We start from the raw sequence: 22,262 nt of genomic DNA, 5'->3' as shown, positions 1-22,262 counted from the left end.
TGGGTCCTGAATTTTGAAAGCAGGCTTTTATCCGGAAGGGCATCTTCAGGATTGAGGCCTAAAAAATACAGGTAGGCAAGGTTTAAGCTTGCTTCCTCTGATAAAATGACAAAGGCATTTCATAAATTAACAAGAAGAAAATCTTTTGAAGGAGCAATTAAAGGCTATTTTAGAAGTTTGGAAATTATATACAATCATGGAGAAAACACTTATCACCCTCATTTTCATTTGATTTTAGCTGTTGCACCCAGTTATTTTAAAGACGGCAAGCAATATATTTCTCAAAAAAGATGGTGAGAGCTTTGGAAGTCTTGTTTAAAAGTCGATTATGAACCGGTGATTGATGTTAGAAAATTAAAAGAAAACAATAAAAAAGAAATCGCTGAAGTAGCTAAATATACAGTAAAAGAAAGTGATTATTTGATTAGAGATGAATTTGATAACATTGATAAAGAATCAACTGATGAAGTTGTAAAAACATTAGATAACGCACTTCATAGAAAAAGGCTTATAAGTTTTGGATTTAAGTTTAAAGAAGTTCATAAACTTTTAAATCTTGACGATAGTGAGGACGGAGATTTAATAAAAACGGATAACGAAGAATTAAGGGAAGATTTGACGGAAATTATTTTAAGATATCAATGGAATATTGGAATAAAGAACTATCAACTCATAGAAATTCTTGAAGAAAAAAAGATGACTCAAATTAAGGAGGGTTTTTAATGAAAAAAGCTTTTATTGCAATGGGATTAATGGCTTTATTAATGATTGTCGGTGGTGGTCTTATTAGTATGATATTTACTTCTTTAGTTGGTGGTGGCATAGAGCAGAGTTATATTTATCCAATTTATGGTGGGATAATTGTATTAACAGGTGTAGTTGTTGGTGCATCACAATCAGTTATTGAGGAAATTAAAGATTTAAAAGAATTGTTAAAAGATAATATTTAAGATTTTATAGCATGCCCATTACCAAGAAGAATACGACCGAAAGAAATTGATATAGAAATTGATATATCTAATCCACCACGGATAGAATATCCAATACTTGCCATTCCTTGTTGGTGACTAACACGAGATATAGTTTCTAAATGCGAACGGGATTGTCTTTTTAGTACAAAAATACTATATCCTTCGCTTGCGTAGAAATAATTATCTTGTAATGCAGCTGAATATTGGTATCCACTACCATAAGAAGTCATACCACCTTCAGGTGGTTGATAAGTAGGTGATTGCCAAAAAGAACTTTGTGGCCCGTATATATGGTTATATTTTACATTTGCGGTTTTCCCTGTAATTTCCCAATTATTCCAAGAGGTAATTAAGACACCTTTCATTTTGAAAGCAGGAACACCTTGCCATCTAAATTCACTTCTAACTCTTCTATTTGTACCTGTGTAATTATCAATTGATGAAGTAGTAATACAGGTAGCTGAAAGTAAAATTTTATCATTTGTAGTTGCTTCTAAAGGATTATATGATTATTACCAAAAACTATAGTTTTTGGTAATAATCATTGTTTAGCCTAATTAAAAAATGAACTCTTTTCGCCTGCAAATAGAGACCGCTACAGCATGTTAAATGTGAAGATAGAAGATATAAAATCCACCATTTTTCTCATGAGGATTTCATAAATTTTTATAGGCCAAGGCTATAAAGGAGAAAAAGGTGAAGGTAGAGGAGTTGGAAACTGCACTAGAGGCTTTACACAAAACGTGCCGGGATGTCCTCCTACGGCCAAGGACATACTTGAAGTATTAGAGAAGAACCTTTAGATAAAGTTTTATTTTGTATTGGCCTGTGCGAAAAATAACTCTTATGCAGTCGGAATGTTTTGCTAAAATTGTGACTAGACTGGTATAATATTAACAGGAGGGGTGCGCCAGTTCGGTGGCAGATATTTAACTGGTGGGAATCCAGTCTGGTAAGGTCTAGCAAACCGCCAGTACCGAGTCTTTGGAGCCTTAAAGGCTAACAATAAGGTTTAAGCGTAGGACAGGGAGCAGGAACGCCGTAATGCGAAAGCGTGAAGTGATAGAGTTCCGTCATAGAATCGATTGTATGGGATGGTCTGATACCTCCGAGGGTCATCAACAAGGAATAATCGTTAAAGCGAGATTATGAGAACATACCGGAATCCGAGAGCACGGCATACCTGACATCGTGATATCTGACATACCTGGGAGACCTGGGTGGTTCTGCCAAAGAGCAGTAGGAAGCATCGACCAATGCAATGGTGAGTGTGGACGAAGACCACTGAGGAGTCGGATTAGTCCATAGTACCAATGAAAGTAGTAATGACACTGGAGGAAAGGGACTAACAGTAAGAAGCTTCTGCAGACAAAACATAGGAGGCACTAAGAGGCAAAATGTCTATGGAAAAAGAGAAAGCGGAAATAGCCAAATTCGTAGAGAAACATGAAAAAGTACAATCGTTGATGAGATACGTCAACAAAGAAACACTGTCCGAAATATACCAAAAACAACCGAAGAACAAAGCCGTTGGAATCGACCAGGTAACGAAAGAAATGTATGGGGAAAACCTGACAGAAAATTTAGAAGACTTATTGGCAAGGATGAAGAAATTTTCCTATAAACCGTATCCGGTACGAAGAGCCTATATACCTAAGGGAGACGGCAAAGTCAGGGGACTGGGAATACCATCCTTTGAAGACAAACTCGTACAAGGGGCATTTAAGGAAATACTTGAAGCAATCTATGAGCCAAAATTCAAAGACTTCTCGTATGGATTCAGACCTAACAGAAGCTGTCATGACGCAATCCAGAAAGTGAATAAGCATATCATGGCAGATAAGGTGAACTATGTAGTTGATGTCGATATCAAAGGTTTCTTTGATAACATTAACCACGAGTGGATGATGGCATTTCTTGAACACGACATAGCAGATAAGAACTTTCTAAGATACATCAAGAGATTCTTAATAGGCGGTGTCATGGAAGACGGAAAACGATTAGAGACAGACAAAGGAACAGTACAAGGGGGGCTTATTTCACCAGTGATGGCAAATGTCTACCTACACTACGTACTAGACCTATGGTTTGACTGGGTTAAGAATCGGGAGTTCAAGGGCGAGATGTACATGGTTAGATACGCAGATGATTTTGTCTGCATGTTTCAATACGAAAATGAAGCACATAAGTTTTACGAACTTCTTAAAGAGAGATTGAAGAAATTCGGTCTGGAGATTGCAGAAGATAAAAGCAAGATAATCCCCTACGGAAAATTTAAAGGGACAAAAGAATCTTTTGATTTTCTAGGTTTTACGCATTACAATGCGACAAGTCATTGGGGTAAATACTGCCTTTTGCATAGGACAAGTAAAAAGAAGTTAAAGCTAAAGAGAAAGGCAGTCAAGGAGTGGCTAAGAGAACACATGCACGAAAGTATCCCTGAAACAATCAGGAAACTGAACACTAAGCTTTTAGGTCACTACAGGTACTACGGTATCTATGGTAACTTCATGGGAATGAAGAAGTTTTACTACTATGTAAAATGGGAGTTATACAGAACCAAAAGAAGACGTGACCAGTCTTGTTGGCTTACATGGGATAAGTTCAAGGCAATCCTCAAGATACACCCTATTGCCTACCCTAAAATATATCTTAAAAGTGCTTATTAGGCGAATGACTTACTGAAGAGCCGTATGCCTTAATTGGGCACGTGCGGTTCCGTGAGGGGCTTTTGAGACTCACCCTTCACATACAAAGAAATTTCCTTTGGAAGGAGGGAAGTCGAGACAGAGTCTACTCGACGCTGCCATGCAAAAATTACTTATAGTAGATGATAATAAACAGATAACCTCAATACTAGAGGAATATGCAAAAAAAGAAGGTTATAATACAATAATTGCCTTAGATGGGGAACAGGCAATAGAGTTATTTAATAAAGAAAACCCTGACATAATCTTACTGGATGTAATGATGCCTAAAAAAGATGGATTTACAGTAGTCCGAGAGATTCGCCGCACATCAAATGTGCCTATTATTATGATTACGGCCCGTGGAGAAGATTTTGAACGAATTATGGGCCTGGAAATTGGTGCAGATGATTATATCGTAAAGCCGTTTTCTCCGGGAGAAGTTATGGCAAGAATTAGGGCTGTAATGAGACGTATTGTGCGGGAAGATGCAAAGCCTCAAATTTTTACTTATGACAATCTGACTATTTCTCTTGACGATTATTCAGTTACTATTGGTGATGAAAAGATTTCTTTGACGAAAAAAGAAATTGAAATTTTGTGGACCCTTGCTACTTCAAACAAGGTATTTACTCGGGAAAACTTACTGGATATAGTATGGGGGCAGGATTATTTCGGCGATACCAGGACGGTAGACAGTCATATTAAAAGATTACGAGCGAAACTGGAAGAACACGATCATCCTTCTTGGGACATAAAAACAATATGGGGTGTAGGATATAAATTTGAGGTAAAATCAAATGAGAAAAAATAGAATTGCTATAAAGCTTAGTGTAAATTTTGCCATAGCTTTATTGACGTTTTCAATAATAATCGGAAGTATGTTTTTTTATCTTTTTAGGAATTATACAATAGAAATTCACAAAAATGAACTTCTTAAATATGCCACGTCCTTATCAAATATATTATCAACAGAGGAAAATCGCAATTTGTCAAGAGGCATGGGCGGCTACGGTGCATATCTTCGTTTTATTGTGGATGTTGCAGATACCGATGTTTGGATATTAGACAAAAATATGGAACTTACTACTGCCGGCAAAGGGCCGGGAATGATGAGCGGCAAATATAACTTATCTGCACTGCCGCCGAACGCAGAAGAACTTATTTTGCAAGTTCTACAAGGGAAAACAGCATTTAGCGAGGGCTTCAGCGAGACTTTGGCACAGCCTACTCTGACGGTCGGTACACCTATAAAAAATGAAAGCGGTGAAATTATTGGCGCAGTTCTGCTCCATTCGCCCATAGAAGGAACAAAATCAGCAGTAAATAAAGGGTTTTCCATTCTCATAACAAGCATGCTTTTAGCTCTTGCCATTACATCAGTGCTATCGCTTTTTTTCTCTTACTCATTTACCAAGCCGTTAAACAAAATGAAAGAAGTGGCATTGCAATTATCCGCCGGCGATTATGCCGCAAAGTGCAATATAAATCAAAATGATGAGATAGGGGAACTGGCCAATACCATAGACTCGCTTGCGGTTCGTTTAGATGAAGCAAGTAAAGAAAGCAGCAAACTTGAAAAACTGCGCCGTGAATTTGTGGCAAACATTTCTCATGAGCTCAGAACTCCTATAACTGTTATTCGAGGTTCGTTGGAGGCTTTGCATGATAAAGTGGTCACTGATTCGGATAAAGTTGAAGAATACCAGATTCAAATGATTAATGAAGCAAAATTTCTGGAGCGTCTTGTAAGCGACTTGCTTGATTTATCTAAACTGCAAAATGCGGAATTTGCAATAGATAAGAGCACTATTAATATTAATAATGTGATATCAGACGTAACAAGAAGCGCTACTCAGCTTGCAAATAAGAAAAACATAGAAATAAAAACAAAATTTGAATATGATACGATTAATATTCAAGGAGATTATGGCAGACTAAGACAAATGTTTCTGATTCTTATAGATAATGCCATAAAGTTTTCGCCTAATAATAGCACGATTGAAATTTTAGCTACAAAAGAAGAGATTTCGATTCGAGATAATGGGCCCGGTATAGATGATGCTGATCTTCCGTATATCTTCGACCGGTTTTTTAAGACCCATGGAGAAGATAATAAATCCGGCACAGGTCTTGGACTTGCTATTGCAAAACAGATTGCAGAACGACACAATATTATGCTTACAGCTGAAAACAATCCGGATGGTGGAGCAAAATTTATATGCAAATTACCAAGTGATTAGAAATGCTTGTAATGACACAACTATGAGCTTTAAATGCCCCTAAAATATTTAAAAAATGACATTGTTTTGCCATATATATCTTATATATTTAAATCACAGTAGAAGACATTCTACAAATAAAAAAATTGGGGGTAATGAAATGAAAAGCTTAAGAAAAATATTTATAGTGGGAGCAGTAGTTTTGTTAGCAGGAGCAACATCTTTGACCGCATTTGCAGCATCGAATTACGATACACCTGCACAAGCAGTTGCAGGTATAACCGGACGCACGGTTGAGAGCGTTGTGGAAGAAAGGATTAATTCAAACAAAACATATGGCGCAATAGCATCAGAGGCAGGGAAGCTGGATGAATTTAAATCAGAAATGCTAGAAATGAAGAAAGAAATATTAGCAGAACAAGTGGCTGAAGGGAAAATTTCCCAAGAAGAGGCAGACGAAATAATTGCAAGGATTGAAGAAAACCAAAAGAATTGCGATGGCACAGGCGGCGCGCGACTTGGACGCAATTTTGGTGCAAGCTTTGGATTTAACGGACAAGGTCTCGGTAGTGGTGGAACAAAAGGTGAAAATGCCACAGGCAGAAATCAAAATGGCACAGGCGGCATAGGAAACGGTGGAGCAAGATTGCGTGATGGTTCATGCAATACTGGTAATTAACAACAATATAAAAAAATACCTCTGGAATGTTCCAGAGGTATTTTTATGTGAATGATTTATGCTTATAGTCTAAATAAGTTAGAATTTTTATGGTGTTAGAAGGAATTATTTAAGTGAATGTAGAACTCTATAGTTGGAATGAGCCCTTATCTTTGGATTTTTAAAAAATAAATTATCAGAGGGAGGTATAAGCAAATGAAGGGCAGAACGAGAAGACATGAGCGAGCAACATCACCTGAGACTTTAGTGTTAAGCGTGCTTATGGCAGCTTTGTCCGCTATCATCTGTATGCAGATCATCGGCAGGATCGGAATTACTCCTAACACATCAATAATTGGGGCAGTAGTAGCTATGGCGTTGGCGAGAATTCCTGCTGAATCAATGAAAAAATTTCGTTCTCTAGAAAGGCAAAACTTAGTTCAGACAATGACATCAGCAGGAGGTTTTGCTGCTGCAAACTGCGGTCTTTTGGCGGTAGGTATAGTTTATTTGTTTGGTGAGCCCAATTTAGTTATTGCGATGCTGATTGGATCTACTATTTCAACATTAATTGGCATGAGTTTTGTATATAGCGTATTTGATTCGGATTTGTATCCGGGGGATTACCCGTGGCCGCCCGGAGTAGCTACAGCCCAAGCGATTATAGCGGGTGATGAAGGTGGGAAAAAGGCCAGGAGATTAATAGAAGGAATTTTAGCCGGCGTGATTGGAACGCATTTTAATCTTCCTATGGCTGGCATCGGTATTGTTTTTATTGCTAATATATTTGCTATGGCATCACTGGGGATAGGGTTAATATTGCGCGGATACTCTCAACAAATCTTCAGCATGGATTTAGGCCAAACATATATACCTCATGGCGTTATGATCGGTGCCGGAATAGTCAGCTTAATTCAAGCAATCCTTGTTATTCAGCGCGAATCTTCGTCAAAGACAGAAGAAAGGGAGGACTTGGCAAGACAAAGGACAGTTACTCCCCCTCAAGTAAAAAGAAATATGTCATTACATTTAGGACTTTATATCTTAGGTGCTATAATATTAGCGCTAATTAGTGGAATTTTTGCCAATATGACATTTGGCAGTATAGTACTTTGGACATTATGGTCTGGAGTTTCTGCGTTAATTGCAGCTATACTTGTGGGACTTGCAGCCATGCATTCAGGTTGGTTTCCGGGTTTTGCGATAACCATTATTTTTTTGACATTAGGTTTATTTATGGGTTTTCCCGGATTGCCCTTAGCACTTTTAAGCGGATATGTGGCAAGCTCCGGCCCATGTTTTGCTGATATGGGTTATGATTTAAAGACAGGTTGGATTTTGCGAGGAGAAGGCAAGGATACCGAATATGAGTTAGAAGGCCGCAAAGAACAAGTGATATCCGAATTAATCGGCGGCATTGTGGGAATGATTGTAGTCGGACTATTTATGAATATGCATTTTGAGTTGAACCTGCTGCCGCCTGTTAGCGGAGTTTTTGCTACAACTATTAAGGCAGGTGCAGAGCCTGGCATTGTTCGACAGCTAGCCCTTTGGGCTATACCGGGCGCGATCTTGCAAGGCATAGGCGGATCCGGCCGCAGCATGGGGATCCTTTTTGCTACAGGGCTGCTAATTAATAATCCTATTTATGGTATCGGAGTCCTAATTGCTGTAGCTGTAAGACTTATCATAGGCACTGAACCTATGGAAATCAGAGAAGCAGGATTAATTGCAGGTGATGGTCTGTATGGTTTCTTCTCGGCATTAGCGAAAACATTCTTTTAGAATTGAAACTATTTAACAAGAAAAGAGTTTAATATTGGAGGTCTTATTATGGCAAGGCTAAAACTTACCAAAGACTTGATAGACGCTGCCGTCTTAGGCGGATGCGTACTGGGAGGCGGCGGTGGGGGTTCGATGGAAGAAGGCAGGCAAATTGCAAATATCGCATTGAGTTTATCTTCGGTAGAGCTTGTAGACATAGAAGATATGAACGATGATAATATCTTAATAAATGTATCTGCGGTAGGCGCGCCTTCTGCTAAAGATGCTTACGCAGAACCGATTCATTATTTGCAAGCTGTAGAGCTTATGAAAAAAATAAGCGGTATAGAACCGGACGGAGTTATTACTAATGAAATGGGCGGTCTTGCAACGGTAAATGGATGGCTTCAAGCTGCAATGCTGCAAGTGCCAATTGTCGATGCGCCGTGTAATGGAAGGGCGCATCCCACGGGAGTCATGGGAGCTATGGGATTGCATAAGGATCCGAACTATAAATCTTATCAGGTGGCAGTCGGGGGAAGAAAAGAAAAATCTTCCTATATAGAAGTAATTGCAATGGGAACGGTGCAAAAAGCCTCGGCTTTAATAAGGCAGGCAGCGGTGCAGGCAGGAGGTCTTGTTACTGTGGTAAGAAATCCTGTAACTTGCAAATATGCAAAGGAGAATGCGGCATTAGGTGCAGTAAAACAAGCTATAGAGCTTGGAAACAGAATGCTTGAAGGCAAAAAAAGCGGTTCTTCAAAAGTGATCGAAAATATTTGCGACTTTCTCAAAGCAGATGTAGTAGCAACTGGCACTATAAAAAGCATTGAATTAAGCATGGAAGGCGGTTTTGACGTAGGAAAGTTTGAAATGAACGAAGATATAGAGGTAACTTTTTGGAATGAGTATATGACACTAGAAAAAGGTAAAGAGCGTATAGCAACTTTTCCGGACTTAATTATGACAATCGATGCAGAGACCGGAATGCCTTTAACGTCAGCTGAAATCAGAGAAGATAAAAAAGTAGCTCTCATTAAAACAGATAGAAAAAATCTAAAACTTGGCGCAGGAATGAAAGATCCGAAGCTTTTAGCTGATTGCAGCAAGATTATAGGTAAGACAATTTGTTAAATAGGCAGGTGGATAAATTGAATCTTAAAGTAGGCTTAATCAGGGTGCTTACAACTGAAGATAGAGATTTTTTAGACAAGCATGGCAAGATATTGCAAGAACTTTTTCCGAATTTACAGATTGAATCAAGATGTATTCCGGATCAACCGGAAGGAATACACGACGATGAAACTGAAAAACTTGCACTGCCTAAAATACTAAGTCTTGCTAAAGAATTTGAAGAAAGTGGTAAGGATGCAGTATTCATAAGCTGTGCAGCAGATCCCGGTGTTATAGAAGCAAGAAAAAGCTTGAGGATACCGGTAATTGGCGCAGGTTCTTCTTGCGCATCAGTAGCTTTAAGTTTGGGCAATAAGATAGGTGTATTGGGAATTACTAAAACAGCACCTGCGGTAATGGTAGAAATTTTAGGCAAAAGGCTTGTTAAATCAGTGAAACCTAAAGAAGTGGACACAACATTAGATTTGAACACATCTCAAGGAAAAAAGAATGCATTAATTGCCGCAAAAGACTTAAAAGATTCCGGCTGCGATGTTATTGCATTAGGATGTACAGGAATGACGACTATAGATATTGGAAAAGATATAGAGGAACAAGTTGGCATAAAAGTGGTTGATGCTGTAAAAGCTGCAGGTTTAATATTAGAATATCTGACTTTATAAAATAAAAATTATTGAGGTGATAAGCAATGTTAAAACAAGTAATAGAAATGATAGAACTCTTGGATGATTCCGGAGTAAATGGAGAAAAAGTAAAGGACTTTCTTACAAAAAGAGGATTGGAAGATATTTCAGTTAAAGAAATAAAAGGAAAAACCGGAAAAACAGATTTTATAAAAATCGTAATCCCGGGTAAAAATGGAAAAATAAAAGGAGGGGATTGCCCCACACTTGGTATTATAGGCAGATTGGGCGGAATTGGAGCAAGACCCGAAAGAATCGGCTATGTATCCGATGGTGACGGAGCATGCGCGGCTCTTTCCTGTGCATTAAAGCTTGGCGATATGAAGCAAAAAGGCGATATACTTGATGGCGATGTTATAATTTCAACACATATTTGTCCAAACGCCCCTACGGAACCCCATGACCCTGTTCCTTTTATGGGTTCTCCGGTAGATATGCAGACAATGAATAAAATGGAAGTCGATCCTTCGATGGATGCAATTCTGACAATAGATACCACAAAAGGAAATAGAGTTTTCAATCACAGAGGCTTTGCCATAACGCCTACTGTAAAGGATGGGTATATATTAAGAATAAGCGATGATTTAATAAGCACAATGGAAATCGCTACAGGAAAGCCTGCACAAGTCCTTGCAATAACTACGCAAGATATAACGCCATATGGAAATGACTTATATCATATAAACAGCTTAATGCAGCCTTGTACTGCTACTTCAAGCCCTGTAGTTGGCGTTGCCATTACAACAGAAACAGCAGTGCCGGGTTGTGCTACGGGAGCATCCCATGAAATAGATATAGAGGTTACCTCAAGATTTGCTTTAGAAGTTGCCAAAAGCTTTGGAAGAAATCAATGTAAATTTTATGATGAACAGGAATGGGAACGCATAATCAAATTATATGGTTCAATGGAGCACCTCAAGACATTAGGAAGAGGGAATTGAGATGGCTGATCTTGTAGAAATATCAAAAAACCTGCTAAAGGATTGTCTTGCATTAAAGCCGGGAGAACAACTTTTAGTGCTTACAGATGATATAAAAGAAGAATTAGCGCAAAATATGTATAAAGCAGGAAAAGTTCTGGGAGCAACTCCGATGCTTATAAAAATACCTACAATGGAAAAATCCGGCCAAGAACCCCCAAAAGCCGCGGCAGAAGCCATGAAAAACGCAGATGTGGTTGTGTGTATAACAGAGCATTCAGTGACACACACGAATGCTAAAAAAGCTGCGGCAGAAAGTGGCGCAAGAATTGCAACCATGCCGGGAATAACAGAAGAAATGTTCAGAGAAGGTGCCATAACCGCAGATTATGTAGAAGTGGAGAAACTTACTAAAAAAGTTGCAGATATTCTTACCCGGGGCAGTAGTGTGATAGTAGAAAAACAGGACTATAAGCTGGAAATTGATATAGCAGGGAGAAAAGGCATAGAAAGTCCGGGAAGATATACTAAAAAAGGTGAATCAGGCAACCTTCCATCCGGCGAAGCCTATATTGCTCCTGTTGAAGGTAAGTCTTCCGGCCAAATTTTAGTAGATGGCAGTATAGTCGGAATAGGAAAACTGGATGAACCGATTCTGCTTACTATAAAAGATGGGCTTTTAATAAGCGCTGAAGGAAAAGAGGCCGAAAAATGGCTCAAGATTTTAGGAGACTCTAAAGAAGCAAGAAATCTTGCTGAATTTGGCATAGGCACAAATCCTAATGCGCGTCTTACCGGAAATATTTTAGAAGATGAAAAAATACTGGGAACTATTCATGTAGCTTTTGGCAGCAATAATACATTTGGCGGCACAGTAAGCGCAGGAGTTCATCTGGATGCGGTTGTCTTAAATCCTACCGTGCATGTAGACGGAAAATTAATTATGAATGAGGGCAAACTGATATTAGAATAAAAGGTGGGGATGGTAGCGTGAAAAAAATAGGTCTTGTGACAATAGGGCAAGCACCGAGAACCGATCTTACCCCTGAGCTGAAAATGATTTTAGGAGAAGATGTGCACATAGAAGAAAAAGGTGCGCTGGATGGCTTATCGATGGAAGAAGTTAAAGAACTATATCCGAAGCAGACAGAGGAAGTTTTAGTAACTCGAATGGCAGATGGCACTGAGGTAAAAATTGCAGGAGAAAAAGTATTTCCACTGCTCAAAGAACGAATAATAGAGTTGGAAAAAAGTAATATCAATGTAATATTCTTAGCATGCACCGGCGAATTTCCCGATTTGGACACAGAAGCGTTATTAATAAGACCGCAAAAACTGTTATATTATACTATAAAAGCTATAGCGCAAGATAAGACATTAGGAGTTGCCATACCAAACCAAGATCAGGTGCAGTCAGCTTACGAGAGATGGCAAGAAGCAGCAGAAAAAGTAGTAGTGGAAGCTTGTTCTCCATATGGTGATATTGATGAAGTTACAGCGGCGGCAGACAAGCTTGCCCGATCAAAAGTTGATATAATAGTAATGGATTGTATTGGTTATACAATGAAGATGAAAGAGATGGTACATGACAAAACAAAAATACCGGTAGTCCTGGCGCGCTCGATATCGGCAAAAATAATAAGCGAACTTGTGTAAAATATCCTTAATTGAACTTATAGACATCCAAGATCTGAACTTGCAATAGATCTTGGATTTTTTTAAAGTAGATTAGGACGATCTCTTTAAGATGGAGGTATAAGCATGTTTAAAGATCGTACTGATGCAGGAAGGCAGTTGGCGGAAAGGCTAAAAGCATATAAGAATGACTCTGATGTGATTGTGTTTGCAATTCCCAGAGGAGGCGTTGTAGTAGCTGAGGAAATATGCAGCAAATTGAATCGTCCCATGGATGTAGTAATTACAAGAAAATTGGGTGCTCCGTTTAATGAGGAACTAGCTATTGGGGCAGTAGACCCTTTGGGTGAAGTGGTTCTAAACCAATATTCAATAAATATGCTGCGCGTGAGTAAAGATTATATAGAACAGGAATCACACATTAAGCTTCAAGAGGTAAAAGAAAGATTAAAAAAGTACAGAGGCAAAGACACATACGATGATTTAACAGACAAAAAGGTCTTGCTGGTAGATGATGGTATAGCCACAGGCTATACGGTAATTGCAGCTATAAATTTCCTTAAGGGATTAAACCCCAAAAAGATAGTGCTAGCTGTTCCCGTCATAGCTCCCGATACCCTTTTACAGCTCAAAAAGCTTGCAGATGAAGTTGTATGTATAATATCAGAAGAACCTTTTTATGCAGTAGGCCAATTTTACAAAAACTTTGCTCAGGTATCAGACGAAGAAGTCATGGAAATTCTAAGTAAGTATATATTGCCATCTCCTGATATGGCCTGAATGGCTCAAGATGCTTAACTTTGCCAAAATTATAGGCGGATTAAAAGGTGCCGCCTTATTTTCGTATATACATCCTTGAGATCTTTTGATAAAATTATTGATAATAAATTCTGAGTATAATCAAAATGGCATTATTACAATAAAGTTCAATAATTAGCCAAATACAGACCTATGAACTATATACTACTAAACCTTTTGAGAACGGAACAGATGCGAGGAAGGTGTTAGAAAAATCTTTGCTGGACAAGTCGAAAATAGATAGAGAAAAAGTTGTTCAGCTAATAGAGGAGGGTAGAAGCAGAGAAGTAGCAGTAAAGCAATTTGCAACAGATAAAAACTTTAATGAGTGGTTAAGGGGCTTAAAAATAGAATTAGAAGATAAGATAGAAAATAAGGGTGATCTTCGCATATGAGAAAAATGGGGCTTAAACGTAATTCCATAATAGTGAGATTACTTTTGTCCATGCTCGTGGTTTTATTGATACATACCTTGATACTTTCCGCAAATATACGGTATGGTGGTACAATTGAAGAAAAAAATCTTTTTCAACCCGCAGAACGAATAAGGTTTTATGTAGCAATATCCCTTATTTTTTCCCTTGTTTTAGGATTCATCGTCTCTATTTTAATAGGTATGTGGTTTATAAAGCCTATAACAAATTTAGTTAAAGAAGTTAAGAGCAGTGATCCCGAAATGCCTATAACTTTAACAAAAACAAATATAGCCGAAATAGACGAGCTGGCACGGTCGGTAGAGTTGCTTAGTACAAAAGTTGCTGAATCGGCGGCTGAGCTTTCGAAAATTGTCGGCATGATGGAAGTGCCTATATGCGCATTTGAGCATGATCTAAAAAATGACAAGGTATTATGTACGGATGCTTTTTTTGAGCTTACAGGAGCAGAAAGAGAAAAAAATGAAAGCGGATATATAAGTGCCGAATATTTCTATAAACTGCTTGATGAAATAAGAAGATGTCCGGAACCGGAATCAGAGGATGTATATTGCTGCGAAAAGGGCGGCTGTGATACTAGATGGCTTCGCATAAAGGTTCAAAAAAGCGATAGCAAAATACTTGGAATTATAGAAGACGTGACTCGCGAAATAATGGAAAAAAAGAAAATAGAATATGAACGAGATCGAGATTTGCTCACACATCTTCTTAATCGCCGTGCATTTCAGGCAAAAGTAATAAAACTTCTTAAAGGAGAAGAAGATGTTAAGACAGCCGCTCTTGTTATGTGGGATTTAGACAACTTGAAATTCGTAAATGATACTTATGGCCATGATTTCGGAGATCAGTATATTAAAACAGCCGCCTCAGTTCTAAATGAACTTTCTATTTATAACGGAATTGTCGGTAGAATGTCAGGTGATGAATTTTATGCCTTTATTTATGGATACGAAGATAAGCAGCAAATAAAAGAAATAATCAAGAGGGTGCAGAACAAACTCTGCAGCACTATCTTAAAGCTTCCAGACGGAAAAGACCTGAATATTACTGCTTCTGCGGGAATTGCATGGTATCCGGAGGATTCAACAAGTTATTATGAATTACTGAAATATGCAGATTTTGCCATGTATGAATCAAAAAGCGGAGACAAAGGAAGCATTGGCGAATTCGAGAAACCCGTTTACAATAAAAAGATACTATTTTTCAACGGCAAAAGAGAGATAAACAACCTTATTGAAGAAAAACTTTTTGACTTTGTATTTCAACCGATTGTAATTGCTAAAACAGGAGAAACATTTGCATATGAATCACTAATACGTTCCAAATCTGCAGTATTGATATCCCCTCGAGCCATTGTAACTCTTGCCGGGTCCCAATCAAGACTTTATGATATGGAGCGCATCACTTGGTTTAAGACTTTAGAGACATTTAAAAAATATGAACAGGATTTTGAAAATGCAAAGATATTTATTAACTCAATTCCAAACTATATTTTATCAGATGAAGATTTAGCAGAACTGGAAAATAAGTTTAAGACGGATTTGTCCCGTATCGTAATTGAGATAACTGAAAATGAACTGACAGATGAAAGAGTATTTATAAAGAAGCAAAGTCTTGCAAAAAGATGGGGATGCTCCTTGGCTTTAGACGATTTCGGCTTAGGATACAACATCGGCATTGCTTTTTTGACATTCTACCCCGACTTTGTAAAACTGGATATGGCGGTAACTAGGGGCATTGACAAAGATATAAATCGACAGAACTTTGTAAGGGCTATTTTGCAGTATACTAAAAGCCGAAAGGTTAAATTAATTGCCGAAGGCGTAGAGACAAAGGAGGAAATGGACACGTTAATTCGACTTGGAGCAGATTATTTGCAAGGATACTACCTGGGAAGACCTACCCCGCAACCTAAAAAAATCTCGCCAAAAATTACACAGGAAATACTAGAGAGTCAAATTAACATTTAGCTAAAACCTAAAATATTATGTATAATTGAATCCAGATATCGTTCTTTGACCTTATGAAAGGCCCCAAATAACAATTACAATTTCAGAAGTAATCACAGATATGAATATCCATATTTATTTCAAGATAAAGACGGCAATATTCATCTGAGCTTCTCATATCATAATAGGGTTGAAATAAAACATAAAAAAGCAATCTGTAGTATAATCTTATATAAAGAATAAAGCATGGTTGAAATTTTAGATGAATAGGAGTCTGCTGTAATGAGACTAAAAGGGGCACTATACACAATTTTATCCGCATTTTTATATGGGTTTACGCCAATACTGGCAAGCCTTACTTATGAGATGGGGAATAATTCGCTTTCTATGACATTTTACAGAAACTTATTCGCCATTCCTTTTTTGTATGTACTTTTAAAATACAATAAGCTTGACCTCAAAATTGAAAAACAAGATTTCAAATACATAATAATGGTTTCTGTATTTGGAATTACTGCCACGACGGCACTGCTTTACAGTTCATATCCATATATAGGGGTAGGGGCTACAACAACGCTTCATTTTATGTATCCGGTTTTTGTTGCAGTACTGTGCAGATATGCTTTTGGTGAAAATCTGAGCAGACAGAAGATTATAGCGCTCTGCCTTGCGTGCATCGGCGTTTTTTGTTTCATGGATTTTCAACATATCGAAAATATTTTAGGTGTTATTATGGCAGTGACTTCCGCTTTAACTTACGCTTTTTATATGGTAATGGTTGAAAAAAGCGGATTGGTTAAAATATCACCTTACAAGCTCTCATTTTATATCGCTATTTTTGCTGCAATTACCATGCTTATCGGAAATATTTTTTTCGGATATATTGTAGCCAATTTGCCGCTTAAGGCCTTTGTTTTTATGATTATAGTTGCATTTTTTACATCTTTTTTGGCAATGATACTTATGCAGGTGGGCATACGAGAAATAGGCTCAACATCAGCTGCGATTTTTTCGCTGTTTGAGCCTATTACCAGTGTAATTACAGGAGTTTTAATATTAAATGAAGCTGTAAGTATAACCGAAGTTATTGGATGTATAGTTATATTCTTTTCGATTTCATACTTAGCAGTAAGCGGAAAAAAATGAATTTATTCATTCAGCCAAGATTATTTTTCCTCATATATTTTTCCAGCGCCTGAGCATCTTTTATCTCAAGGCCTTTTTCCCCTGCCATGGACTCTAAGTGATGTGTAAATTCATGCAAAAGTACATCCTTTAATTTCTGTCTTAAAATCTGGCGGGGAATGCCTTGACAGATTTTTTTAAATGAACCGTAGTATATTCTGATTTGCCTGCCGGTAACATCAATGCTATATTCTCCCATAATATATAGCTTATCAGGTTTGCAACTGTTTTTGTGCAATTTATATTCAGGCAGCAGTATAATTCCCTTGTTTAATTTGCGAAAAAATTCTTTAGGAATTTCATCTGCAATATCGTTTAACATTTCTAAAGTTTCATCAAGAGATGGAAATTCATCTTTAGCATAATCCATTATAGAAGTTCCTTTCCATTTGATAACCTGTCAGATTTTTTTATCAGCAGGAAAAGTTACCCCAATCTGTTTTCTTGCCTCATCCAACACATTCATGACTGAAAGAGAAAGCTTGTGGGAATTAATATCTGATTCAATTTTTCCGGCTTTTATTAAATTAATAAATTCAGCTGCTTCATAATACATATCGTCTTCTATTTGGGGGCGAGAAATATCTTGAATGCTTCCGCCGCGATAATGTATTGTGATATTCCTGGGAACGGATATTTTGTTAATAACCATATTCCCGGCCTCGCCCTGAATTTCACTGCAAACTGCTGAATCGGTTATCTTAGAATGTATAACTACGCCTTCAATACCATCATATTGTAGGCAGAGGGTACCCTGTCCGTCCACGCCGGTGCCGAGAATTGTGCCTGTAGCAACCACATCTTTCGGCACTCCGAATAAACTCATTACAAAATATGTACAGTAAATACCAATATCCATCAGCGAGCCCCCGGAAAAAGCAGGATCAAAAACATTGCAGTGCCTGCCTTCTTTAAAACTATCATATCTGGAAGAATACTGGCAGAAATTTGCTACTATCCTTCGAATTTCTCCTAATTTATCCAGATTTTCTTTTACTGCCTTAAAATTAGGAAGAAAACCGGTTTTTAATGCCTCCATTAGCGCAACATTATTGTCGCGGGAGGCTTTAATCATATTCTTTACTTCATTGCTATTGGAAGCTAAAGGTTTTTCGCATAAAACATGTTTTTTGTAGTTCATAAAGAGCATAGACTGTTCAGCATGAAGCGAGTTTGGGCTTGCTATGTAAACTGCATCAATCAAGTTGCTTTTTGCCATTTCTTCCAAATCCGTAAATATATTTTCAACAGAGTATTTTTTAGCAAACTCTTTTGCTTTTTCCATGCTTCTTGAGTAAACAGCACAAAGCTTAAAGTCCTTATCTAAGCTAGCGCCCTTTATAAAAGCATCAGTAATCCATCCGGTGCCGACAACTCCAAATCTAATCATGGTTACCCTCCTCTTTTAAATCATCATATAGCAAATATTCTATAGTTTCAATACCCATGTTTAATTTTGATTCCTAATCATTTTACAAATTTGCACGATTAATGGTGCAATAGTAGATATGGAAATAGAATCAAATTCGTTTAAAATTTAATTAATATAGGAGGAGTTATGATGCTAACCTTGATGAATTGTATAGAGATGATACCAAATCGGCTTAAAAAGATAGTTGATAGCAAAGATGATTTATTTGTTAAAGTGAAAAATTACTGCGGGGACACGAAAATTCAAAAGCTGGTATTTGTGGCTTCAGGGACTTCGCTTAATGCGGCGCTTACCACAAAGATATTTGCAGAAAATATTTTAAAAATTCCAGTTGAAACAATATATCCGAATATTTTTGTAAACTACATGAATCATGAACTGCTGTCAGATAAGAATTTATATATCTTTATATCTCAGGGTGGTTCTACAAAACTGGTTTATAGAGCTTTAGAAATAGTCAAGACCAAACAACTTTTAAATATTTCAATAACTCAAGAACTGGATTCCCCCATAGCAAGGCTGGCTTCGCTGCCGATAGAAATGGGTTCCGTGCAGGAAGAATACAATTACAGGACAATTGGCTTTTCTGCAACTTGCTCAACTTTATATTGGCTATATATATCACTAGCCAAGATTAAAGGATTAATTACTGAAGAAATGGAACGAAAATACGTAGATGATTTTAATTCCACGATAAATAATCTTTCAAAAGTTAAAGATGTAACTCTTGCTTGGTATGAAAAAAACAGGGATCTTCTTTTAAGTTTAGACAGATTCATTTTTGCTGGAGCGGGTGAATTGTGGCCTGTTGCACAAGAAGCCGATATAAAGTACATGGAGATGCTGCCTATATTTACAAAGAGTTATGAACTGGAAGAACTCATTCATGGACCGCAAAATGCTTTTGATAAAGAAACAGGATATTTCCTCTTAAGCAAAAAAGGTGAGGATGAACTAAAGCTCGAGAAAATCGCTGAATTTATAAATACTGAAATAGGAGAAAACTGCTTCATTGTAGGAAATAATATAAAAAACAAGAGGGATCTTGAAATAAATATAATGGGTAGATTTTTCAACCCACTGGAGTATATTACAGTCTTTCAGGTTTTAGCATACAAAATGGCTACCGATAAGGGGAGGGATCTTACCGTAGGTGTATATCCTCAGATAACAAAGTATATAACAAAAACATTATAGTTAAAGAAGAAAGATTGGAGGATACCAGTGAAAAAGATATTAATTGCAGCGCATGGTAAGTTTGCAGAAGGAATAAGGAGTTCTGCGGAAATTATTTTAGGGAAGCAGGAAAACCTATATACTATCAATGCTTATTTAGATGAAACACCCGTAAAACAACAATTAGATGAATTTTTTAAAGGTGCAGATTTAGAAAAAGATACTTTACTGGTTATCACAGATGTTTTTGGAGGCAGTGTAAATCAAGCGATAATCAGTAATTACCAAAAAGATAACATAAAAGTAATTACGGGAGTGAACCTTCCATTATTATTGGAACTTATTATGTTAGATGAGGAAGATGTAACTGATGATAAAATTCGAAGCATAGTGAATAAGGCGAGAGAGCAGGTAATCTTAGTAAATGATGCTTTGAGCAAAGCTACAGGGGACGATTTTGATTTTTAAACAAGATATTTTATGAAAGAAGGCGATGGGTATGATTATTAAAATGAGAATTGACGACCGTTTATTACATGGTCAGGTGGCATATAGCTGGAAATCTGCATTAACCTTTGATGCCATAGTAATAGCAAACGATTCGGCAGCCAATAGCGATATAAGGAAAACTGCCCTTAAGCTATCATGTCCCGATGGTGTACATTTGGCCGTAAGAACTATAGAGGAAGCAGCAAAACTTCTAAAAAATCCTAAGCTTGATGACATGAAAGTTTTTGTCATCTGTGCAAACCCCAAAGATGCGTACCTATTACTAAATCTTATCGACGAAAGACCTGTTTTAAACTTAGGAGGGATGCAGAAAACCGAAGATAAAGTTTATTTTTCGCCGGCTGTATTTGTTTCAAAAGAGGATATAGAATATCTTGATAAGATTCTGCAACTAAACGTAAAAATCGAAGTAAGGCAAGTACCTTCAGAAAGTGCTAAGGATTATGTGCAATTAAAGAATAAAATAAAATTTTAAATAGGAGGTAACAAAGATGCAAACTGCAATTTTAGTAGGCCTAGTTTTGGCAGTATTGTGGTTCTTAGAAAAAATGTTAGGAACTCCAATGGTAATAAGGCCATTGGTAGTATCATCACTTATTGGTATTGTGCTAGGGGATGCTAAAACAGGTATTATCATCGGCGCGACGCTAGAACTCATTTTCCTTGGTGCAATACAGATAGGGGGAGCGGTGCCTCCGGATGTGCTAGTAGGAGCAGGCTTGGGGACAGCTTTTGCTATACTTACGGGCGAAGGGTCTGAAGTTGCTTTAGCTTTGGCGCTACCTATAGCGATACTTGCCCAATCACTCAAGGTTGCAGTGTTTATTATAAGAAGCTGGTTTATGGACTTTGCGGTAAAACTGGCTAAGGATGCTAATATAAAGGGGCTTGTGGCTCTGAACTTAGGTGGATTAATTTTACAGTGTTTCATGTACTTTATGGTTGGATTTGTTGCCATATTATTTGGATCATCGACGGTAGAAGCTTTTGTAGAAAATATTCCTGAAGTTATTATGAGAGGTTTAACCGTTGCAGGTGGATTACTGCCGGCGGTAGGATTTGCATTATTGTTGCAGCCAATGATGACTACCAAAAATATTATATATTTCTTGCTGGGATTCATTATGGTTTCATATTTAAATCTGCCCATACTTGCAATAACCATCTTAGGTGTGATATTGGCTTTTGTGATAACTAACGAGATGAATGGCAAAGACTCAGGTACGCATGATAAAACCCAAGAAAACGATGGTTTGGAGGGACTATTCGATGCTTAATAAAGCAAAAACTACAAAAGACGATAAGAAGATGTTTAGAGAAATATTTTTGTACTCATTTTTTCTGGAAAGCTCATATAACTATGAGCGCCAGCAGGGTTTAGGTTTTGCTGTAGGCATGTGGCCTACTATCAAAAGGTTTTACAAAACCAAGGCAGAAAGAGCCGATGCTTTATTAAGACATCTGTCAATATTTAATACCACACCTCATGTAGTAACGGCCATTACAGGAGTTGCAGCAGCCCTTGAGAAGCAAGCCAGTGAAAATGAGGATTTTGACAAAAACACAATAAACAGTGTCAAAGTGGGTTTAATGGGGCCCTTAGCAGGTATAGGAGATTCATTCTTTTGGGGAACATTAAGAATTATTGCCACAGGGATCGGATTACCACTGGCAGCCCAGGGAAATATTTTAGGCCCAATACTTTTTCTGCTAGTATTTAATATTCCTCATTTATTAGTAAGATATTATGGTGGAGTTTTAGGATATAAGTTTGGAACTAATCTTTTAAACAAAGCCAGTGATTCAGGTATCATGAATATATTGACAAAAGCCGCTACAATAGTAGGATTAATGGTAATTGGTGCCATGAGTGCTTCTATGGTAAAGCTAGAAACACCCCTTAAGTTTATGATAAGTGGCAAGGAATTTTTACTCCAAGACTATATAGACCAGATATTCCCGTTATTACTTCCGTTGCTTTATACATTATTCATGTTCAATTTGCTTAAAAAGGACCATAAATCAACAACTTTACTGCTAGTAACAATAGCCTTTGGTTTACTGGGAGTATTTCTTCATATTCTATAAATATGGTATAATAATG

Annotated in this window: 23 protein-coding genes and 2 pseudogenes; 21 read left to right on the top strand and 4 right to left on the bottom strand. The window is 37.4% G+C overall.

Features of this window, described 5'->3' with window-relative positions; all coding sequences use genetic code 11:
• Positions 1–104 (bottom strand): annotated as a pseudogene (locus tag BUE08_RS04935) (transposase); the annotation flags it as partial.
• Position 105: 1 nt separating this feature from the next.
• On the opposite strand from BUE08_RS04935, the pseudogene BUE08_RS04930 reads away from it, so the two are divergent.
• Together BUE08_RS04930 and BUE08_RS04925 are read left to right on the top strand one after the other, a co-directional pair.
• Positions 106–723 (top strand): annotated as a pseudogene (locus BUE08_RS04930) (protein rep).
• Positions 723–950 (top strand): hypothetical protein, encoded by a 228-nt coding sequence (locus BUE08_RS04925; RefSeq protein WP_286680501.1) that lies wholly within the window; start codon positions 723–725, stop codon positions 948–950. The pseudogene BUE08_RS04930 and the gene BUE08_RS04925 overlap by 1 nt, the downstream one beginning before the upstream one ends.
• Here the strand turns inward: BUE08_RS04925 and BUE08_RS04920 are convergent.
• Positions 947–1,336: a hypothetical protein gene (locus BUE08_RS04920; protein WP_286680500.1), complete on the bottom strand. Its 390-nt coding sequence runs from the start codon at positions 1,334–1,336 to the stop codon at positions 947–949. The two genes, BUE08_RS04925 and BUE08_RS04920, sit on opposite strands and share 4 nt — an antisense overlap.
• A 1,038-nt stretch (positions 1,337–2,374) precedes the next feature.
• Here BUE08_RS04920 and ltrA point away from each other — a divergent pair.
• From ltrA to BUE08_RS04850, 14 genes are all read left to right on the top strand, one after another.
• Positions 2,375–3,640 carry a group II intron reverse transcriptase/maturase gene (gene ltrA, locus BUE08_RS04915; RefSeq protein ID WP_286680499.1) on the top strand — a complete coding sequence of 422 codons (1,266 nt, stop codon included), beginning with the start codon at positions 2,375–2,377 and terminating at the stop codon, positions 3,638–3,640.
• 139 nt (positions 3,641–3,779) lie between these two features.
• Complete coding sequence (locus BUE08_RS04910; protein WP_286680498.1) at positions 3,780–4,472, top strand: response regulator transcription factor; 693 nt, start codon at positions 3,780–3,782, stop codon at positions 4,470–4,472.
• Complete coding sequence (locus BUE08_RS04905; protein WP_286680497.1) at positions 4,459–5,901, top strand: HAMP domain-containing sensor histidine kinase; 1,443 nt, start codon at positions 4,459–4,461, stop codon at positions 5,899–5,901. The genes BUE08_RS04910 and BUE08_RS04905 overlap by 14 nt, the downstream gene beginning before the upstream one ends.
• Before the next feature lie 139 nt (positions 5,902–6,040).
• The gene (locus BUE08_RS04900; RefSeq protein ID WP_286680496.1) at positions 6,041–6,559 is read left to right on the top strand and encodes a DUF2680 domain-containing protein; all 519 of its coding nucleotides are present in this window, start codon (positions 6,041–6,043) and stop codon (positions 6,557–6,559) included.
• 195 nt (positions 6,560–6,754) lie between these two features.
• On the top strand, positions 6,755–8,323 hold the full coding sequence (locus tag BUE08_RS04895) for an OPT/YSL family transporter (protein ID WP_286680495.1): 1,569 nt from the start codon (positions 6,755–6,757) through the stop codon (positions 8,321–8,323).
• Positions 8,324–8,371: 48 nt separating this feature from the next.
• Entirely contained in the window at positions 8,372–9,436 is a 1,065-nt protein-coding gene (locus BUE08_RS04890; protein ID WP_286680494.1) for an S-methyl thiohydantoin desulfurase family protein, read from the top strand.
• A gap of 17 nt (positions 9,437–9,453) precedes the next feature.
• Positions 9,454–10,098: an aspartate/glutamate racemase family protein gene (locus tag BUE08_RS04885; protein WP_286680493.1), complete on the top strand. Its 645-nt coding sequence runs from the start codon at positions 9,454–9,456 to the stop codon at positions 10,096–10,098.
• A gap of 26 nt (positions 10,099–10,124) precedes the next feature.
• Positions 10,125–11,060 carry a DUF1177 domain-containing protein gene (locus BUE08_RS04880; RefSeq protein ID WP_286680492.1) on the top strand — a complete coding sequence of 312 codons (936 nt, stop codon included), beginning with the start codon at positions 10,125–10,127 and terminating at the stop codon, positions 11,058–11,060.
• Between the two features lies 1 nt (position 11,061).
• Positions 11,062–12,012, top strand: coding sequence for an aminopeptidase (locus BUE08_RS04875; protein WP_286680491.1), 951 nt, complete (start codon positions 11,062–11,064; stop codon positions 12,010–12,012).
• Positions 12,013–12,029: 17 nt separating this feature from the next.
• On the top strand, positions 12,030–12,695 hold the full coding sequence (locus BUE08_RS04870) for an AroM family protein (RefSeq protein WP_286680490.1): 666 nt from the start codon (positions 12,030–12,032) through the stop codon (positions 12,693–12,695).
• A 105-nt stretch (positions 12,696–12,800) separates the two neighbouring features.
• Complete coding sequence (locus BUE08_RS04865) at positions 12,801–13,454, top strand: phosphoribosyltransferase (protein WP_286680489.1); 654 nt, start codon at positions 12,801–12,803, stop codon at positions 13,452–13,454.
• A gap of 236 nt (positions 13,455–13,690) precedes the next feature.
• The gene (locus tag BUE08_RS04860; RefSeq protein WP_286680488.1) at positions 13,691–13,867 is read left to right on the top strand and encodes a hypothetical protein; all 177 of its coding nucleotides are present in this window, start codon (positions 13,691–13,693) and stop codon (positions 13,865–13,867) included.
• Positions 13,864–15,876 carry an EAL domain-containing protein gene (locus BUE08_RS04855; protein WP_286680487.1) on the top strand — a complete coding sequence of 671 codons (2,013 nt, stop codon included), beginning with the start codon at positions 13,864–13,866 and terminating at the stop codon, positions 15,874–15,876. The genes BUE08_RS04860 and BUE08_RS04855 overlap by 4 nt, the downstream gene beginning before the upstream one ends.
• 261 nt (positions 15,877–16,137) lie before the next feature.
• Positions 16,138–17,001: a DMT family transporter gene (locus BUE08_RS04850; RefSeq protein ID WP_286680486.1), complete on the top strand. Its 864-nt coding sequence runs from the start codon at positions 16,138–16,140 to the stop codon at positions 16,999–17,001.
• A 10-nt stretch (positions 17,002–17,011) separates the two neighbouring features.
• Here the strand turns inward: BUE08_RS04850 and BUE08_RS04845 are convergent, their stop codons facing one another.
• Positions 17,012–17,410 (bottom strand): metallopeptidase family protein, encoded by a 399-nt coding sequence (locus BUE08_RS04845; RefSeq protein WP_286680485.1) that lies wholly within the window; start codon positions 17,408–17,410, stop codon positions 17,012–17,014.
• Positions 17,411–17,440: 30 nt separating this feature from the next.
• On the bottom strand, positions 17,441–18,430 hold the full coding sequence (locus BUE08_RS04840) for a Gfo/Idh/MocA family protein (RefSeq protein WP_286680484.1): 990 nt from the start codon (positions 18,428–18,430) through the stop codon (positions 17,441–17,443).
• A 168-nt stretch (positions 18,431–18,598) separates the two neighbouring features.
• Here BUE08_RS04840 and BUE08_RS04835 point away from each other — a divergent pair, with 168 nt between their 5' ends.
• Genes BUE08_RS04835 through BUE08_RS04815 form a run of 5 tightly spaced genes read left to right on the top strand, consistent with a single transcriptional unit; the run spans position 18,599 to position 22,246 of the window.
• Entirely contained in the window at positions 18,599–19,669 is a 1,071-nt protein-coding gene (locus BUE08_RS04835; RefSeq protein ID WP_286680483.1) for an SIS domain-containing protein, read from the top strand.
• A 27-nt stretch (positions 19,670–19,696) separates the two neighbouring features.
• Positions 19,697–20,116 carry a PTS sugar transporter subunit IIA gene (locus BUE08_RS04830; protein WP_286680482.1) on the top strand — a complete coding sequence of 140 codons (420 nt, stop codon included), beginning with the start codon at positions 19,697–19,699 and terminating at the stop codon, positions 20,114–20,116.
• 31 nt (positions 20,117–20,147) lie between these two features.
• The gene (locus BUE08_RS04825) at positions 20,148–20,633 is read left to right on the top strand and encodes a PTS sugar transporter subunit IIB (RefSeq protein ID WP_286680481.1); all 486 of its coding nucleotides are present in this window, start codon (positions 20,148–20,150) and stop codon (positions 20,631–20,633) included.
• A gap of 16 nt (positions 20,634–20,649) precedes the next feature.
• Positions 20,650–21,435 (top strand): PTS mannose/fructose/sorbose/N-acetylgalactosamine transporter subunit IIC, encoded by a 786-nt coding sequence (locus tag BUE08_RS04820; protein WP_286680480.1) that lies wholly within the window; start codon positions 20,650–20,652, stop codon positions 21,433–21,435.
• Positions 21,428–22,246 (top strand): PTS system mannose/fructose/sorbose family transporter subunit IID, encoded by an 819-nt coding sequence (locus BUE08_RS04815; RefSeq protein WP_286680479.1) that lies wholly within the window; start codon positions 21,428–21,430, stop codon positions 22,244–22,246. The genes BUE08_RS04820 and BUE08_RS04815 overlap by 8 nt, the downstream gene beginning before the upstream one ends.
• The last annotated feature ends 16 nt before the right edge of the window (positions 22,247–22,262 follow it).

Origin of the sequence: Tepidanaerobacter sp. EBM-49, assembly GCF_001896645.1 — a bacterium.
Classification (GTDB): Bacteria; Bacillota; Thermosediminibacteria; order Thermosediminibacterales; family Tepidanaerobacteraceae; genus Tepidanaerobacter; species Tepidanaerobacter syntrophicus.
This window is presented reverse-complemented; position numbering and strand designations above follow the sequence as displayed.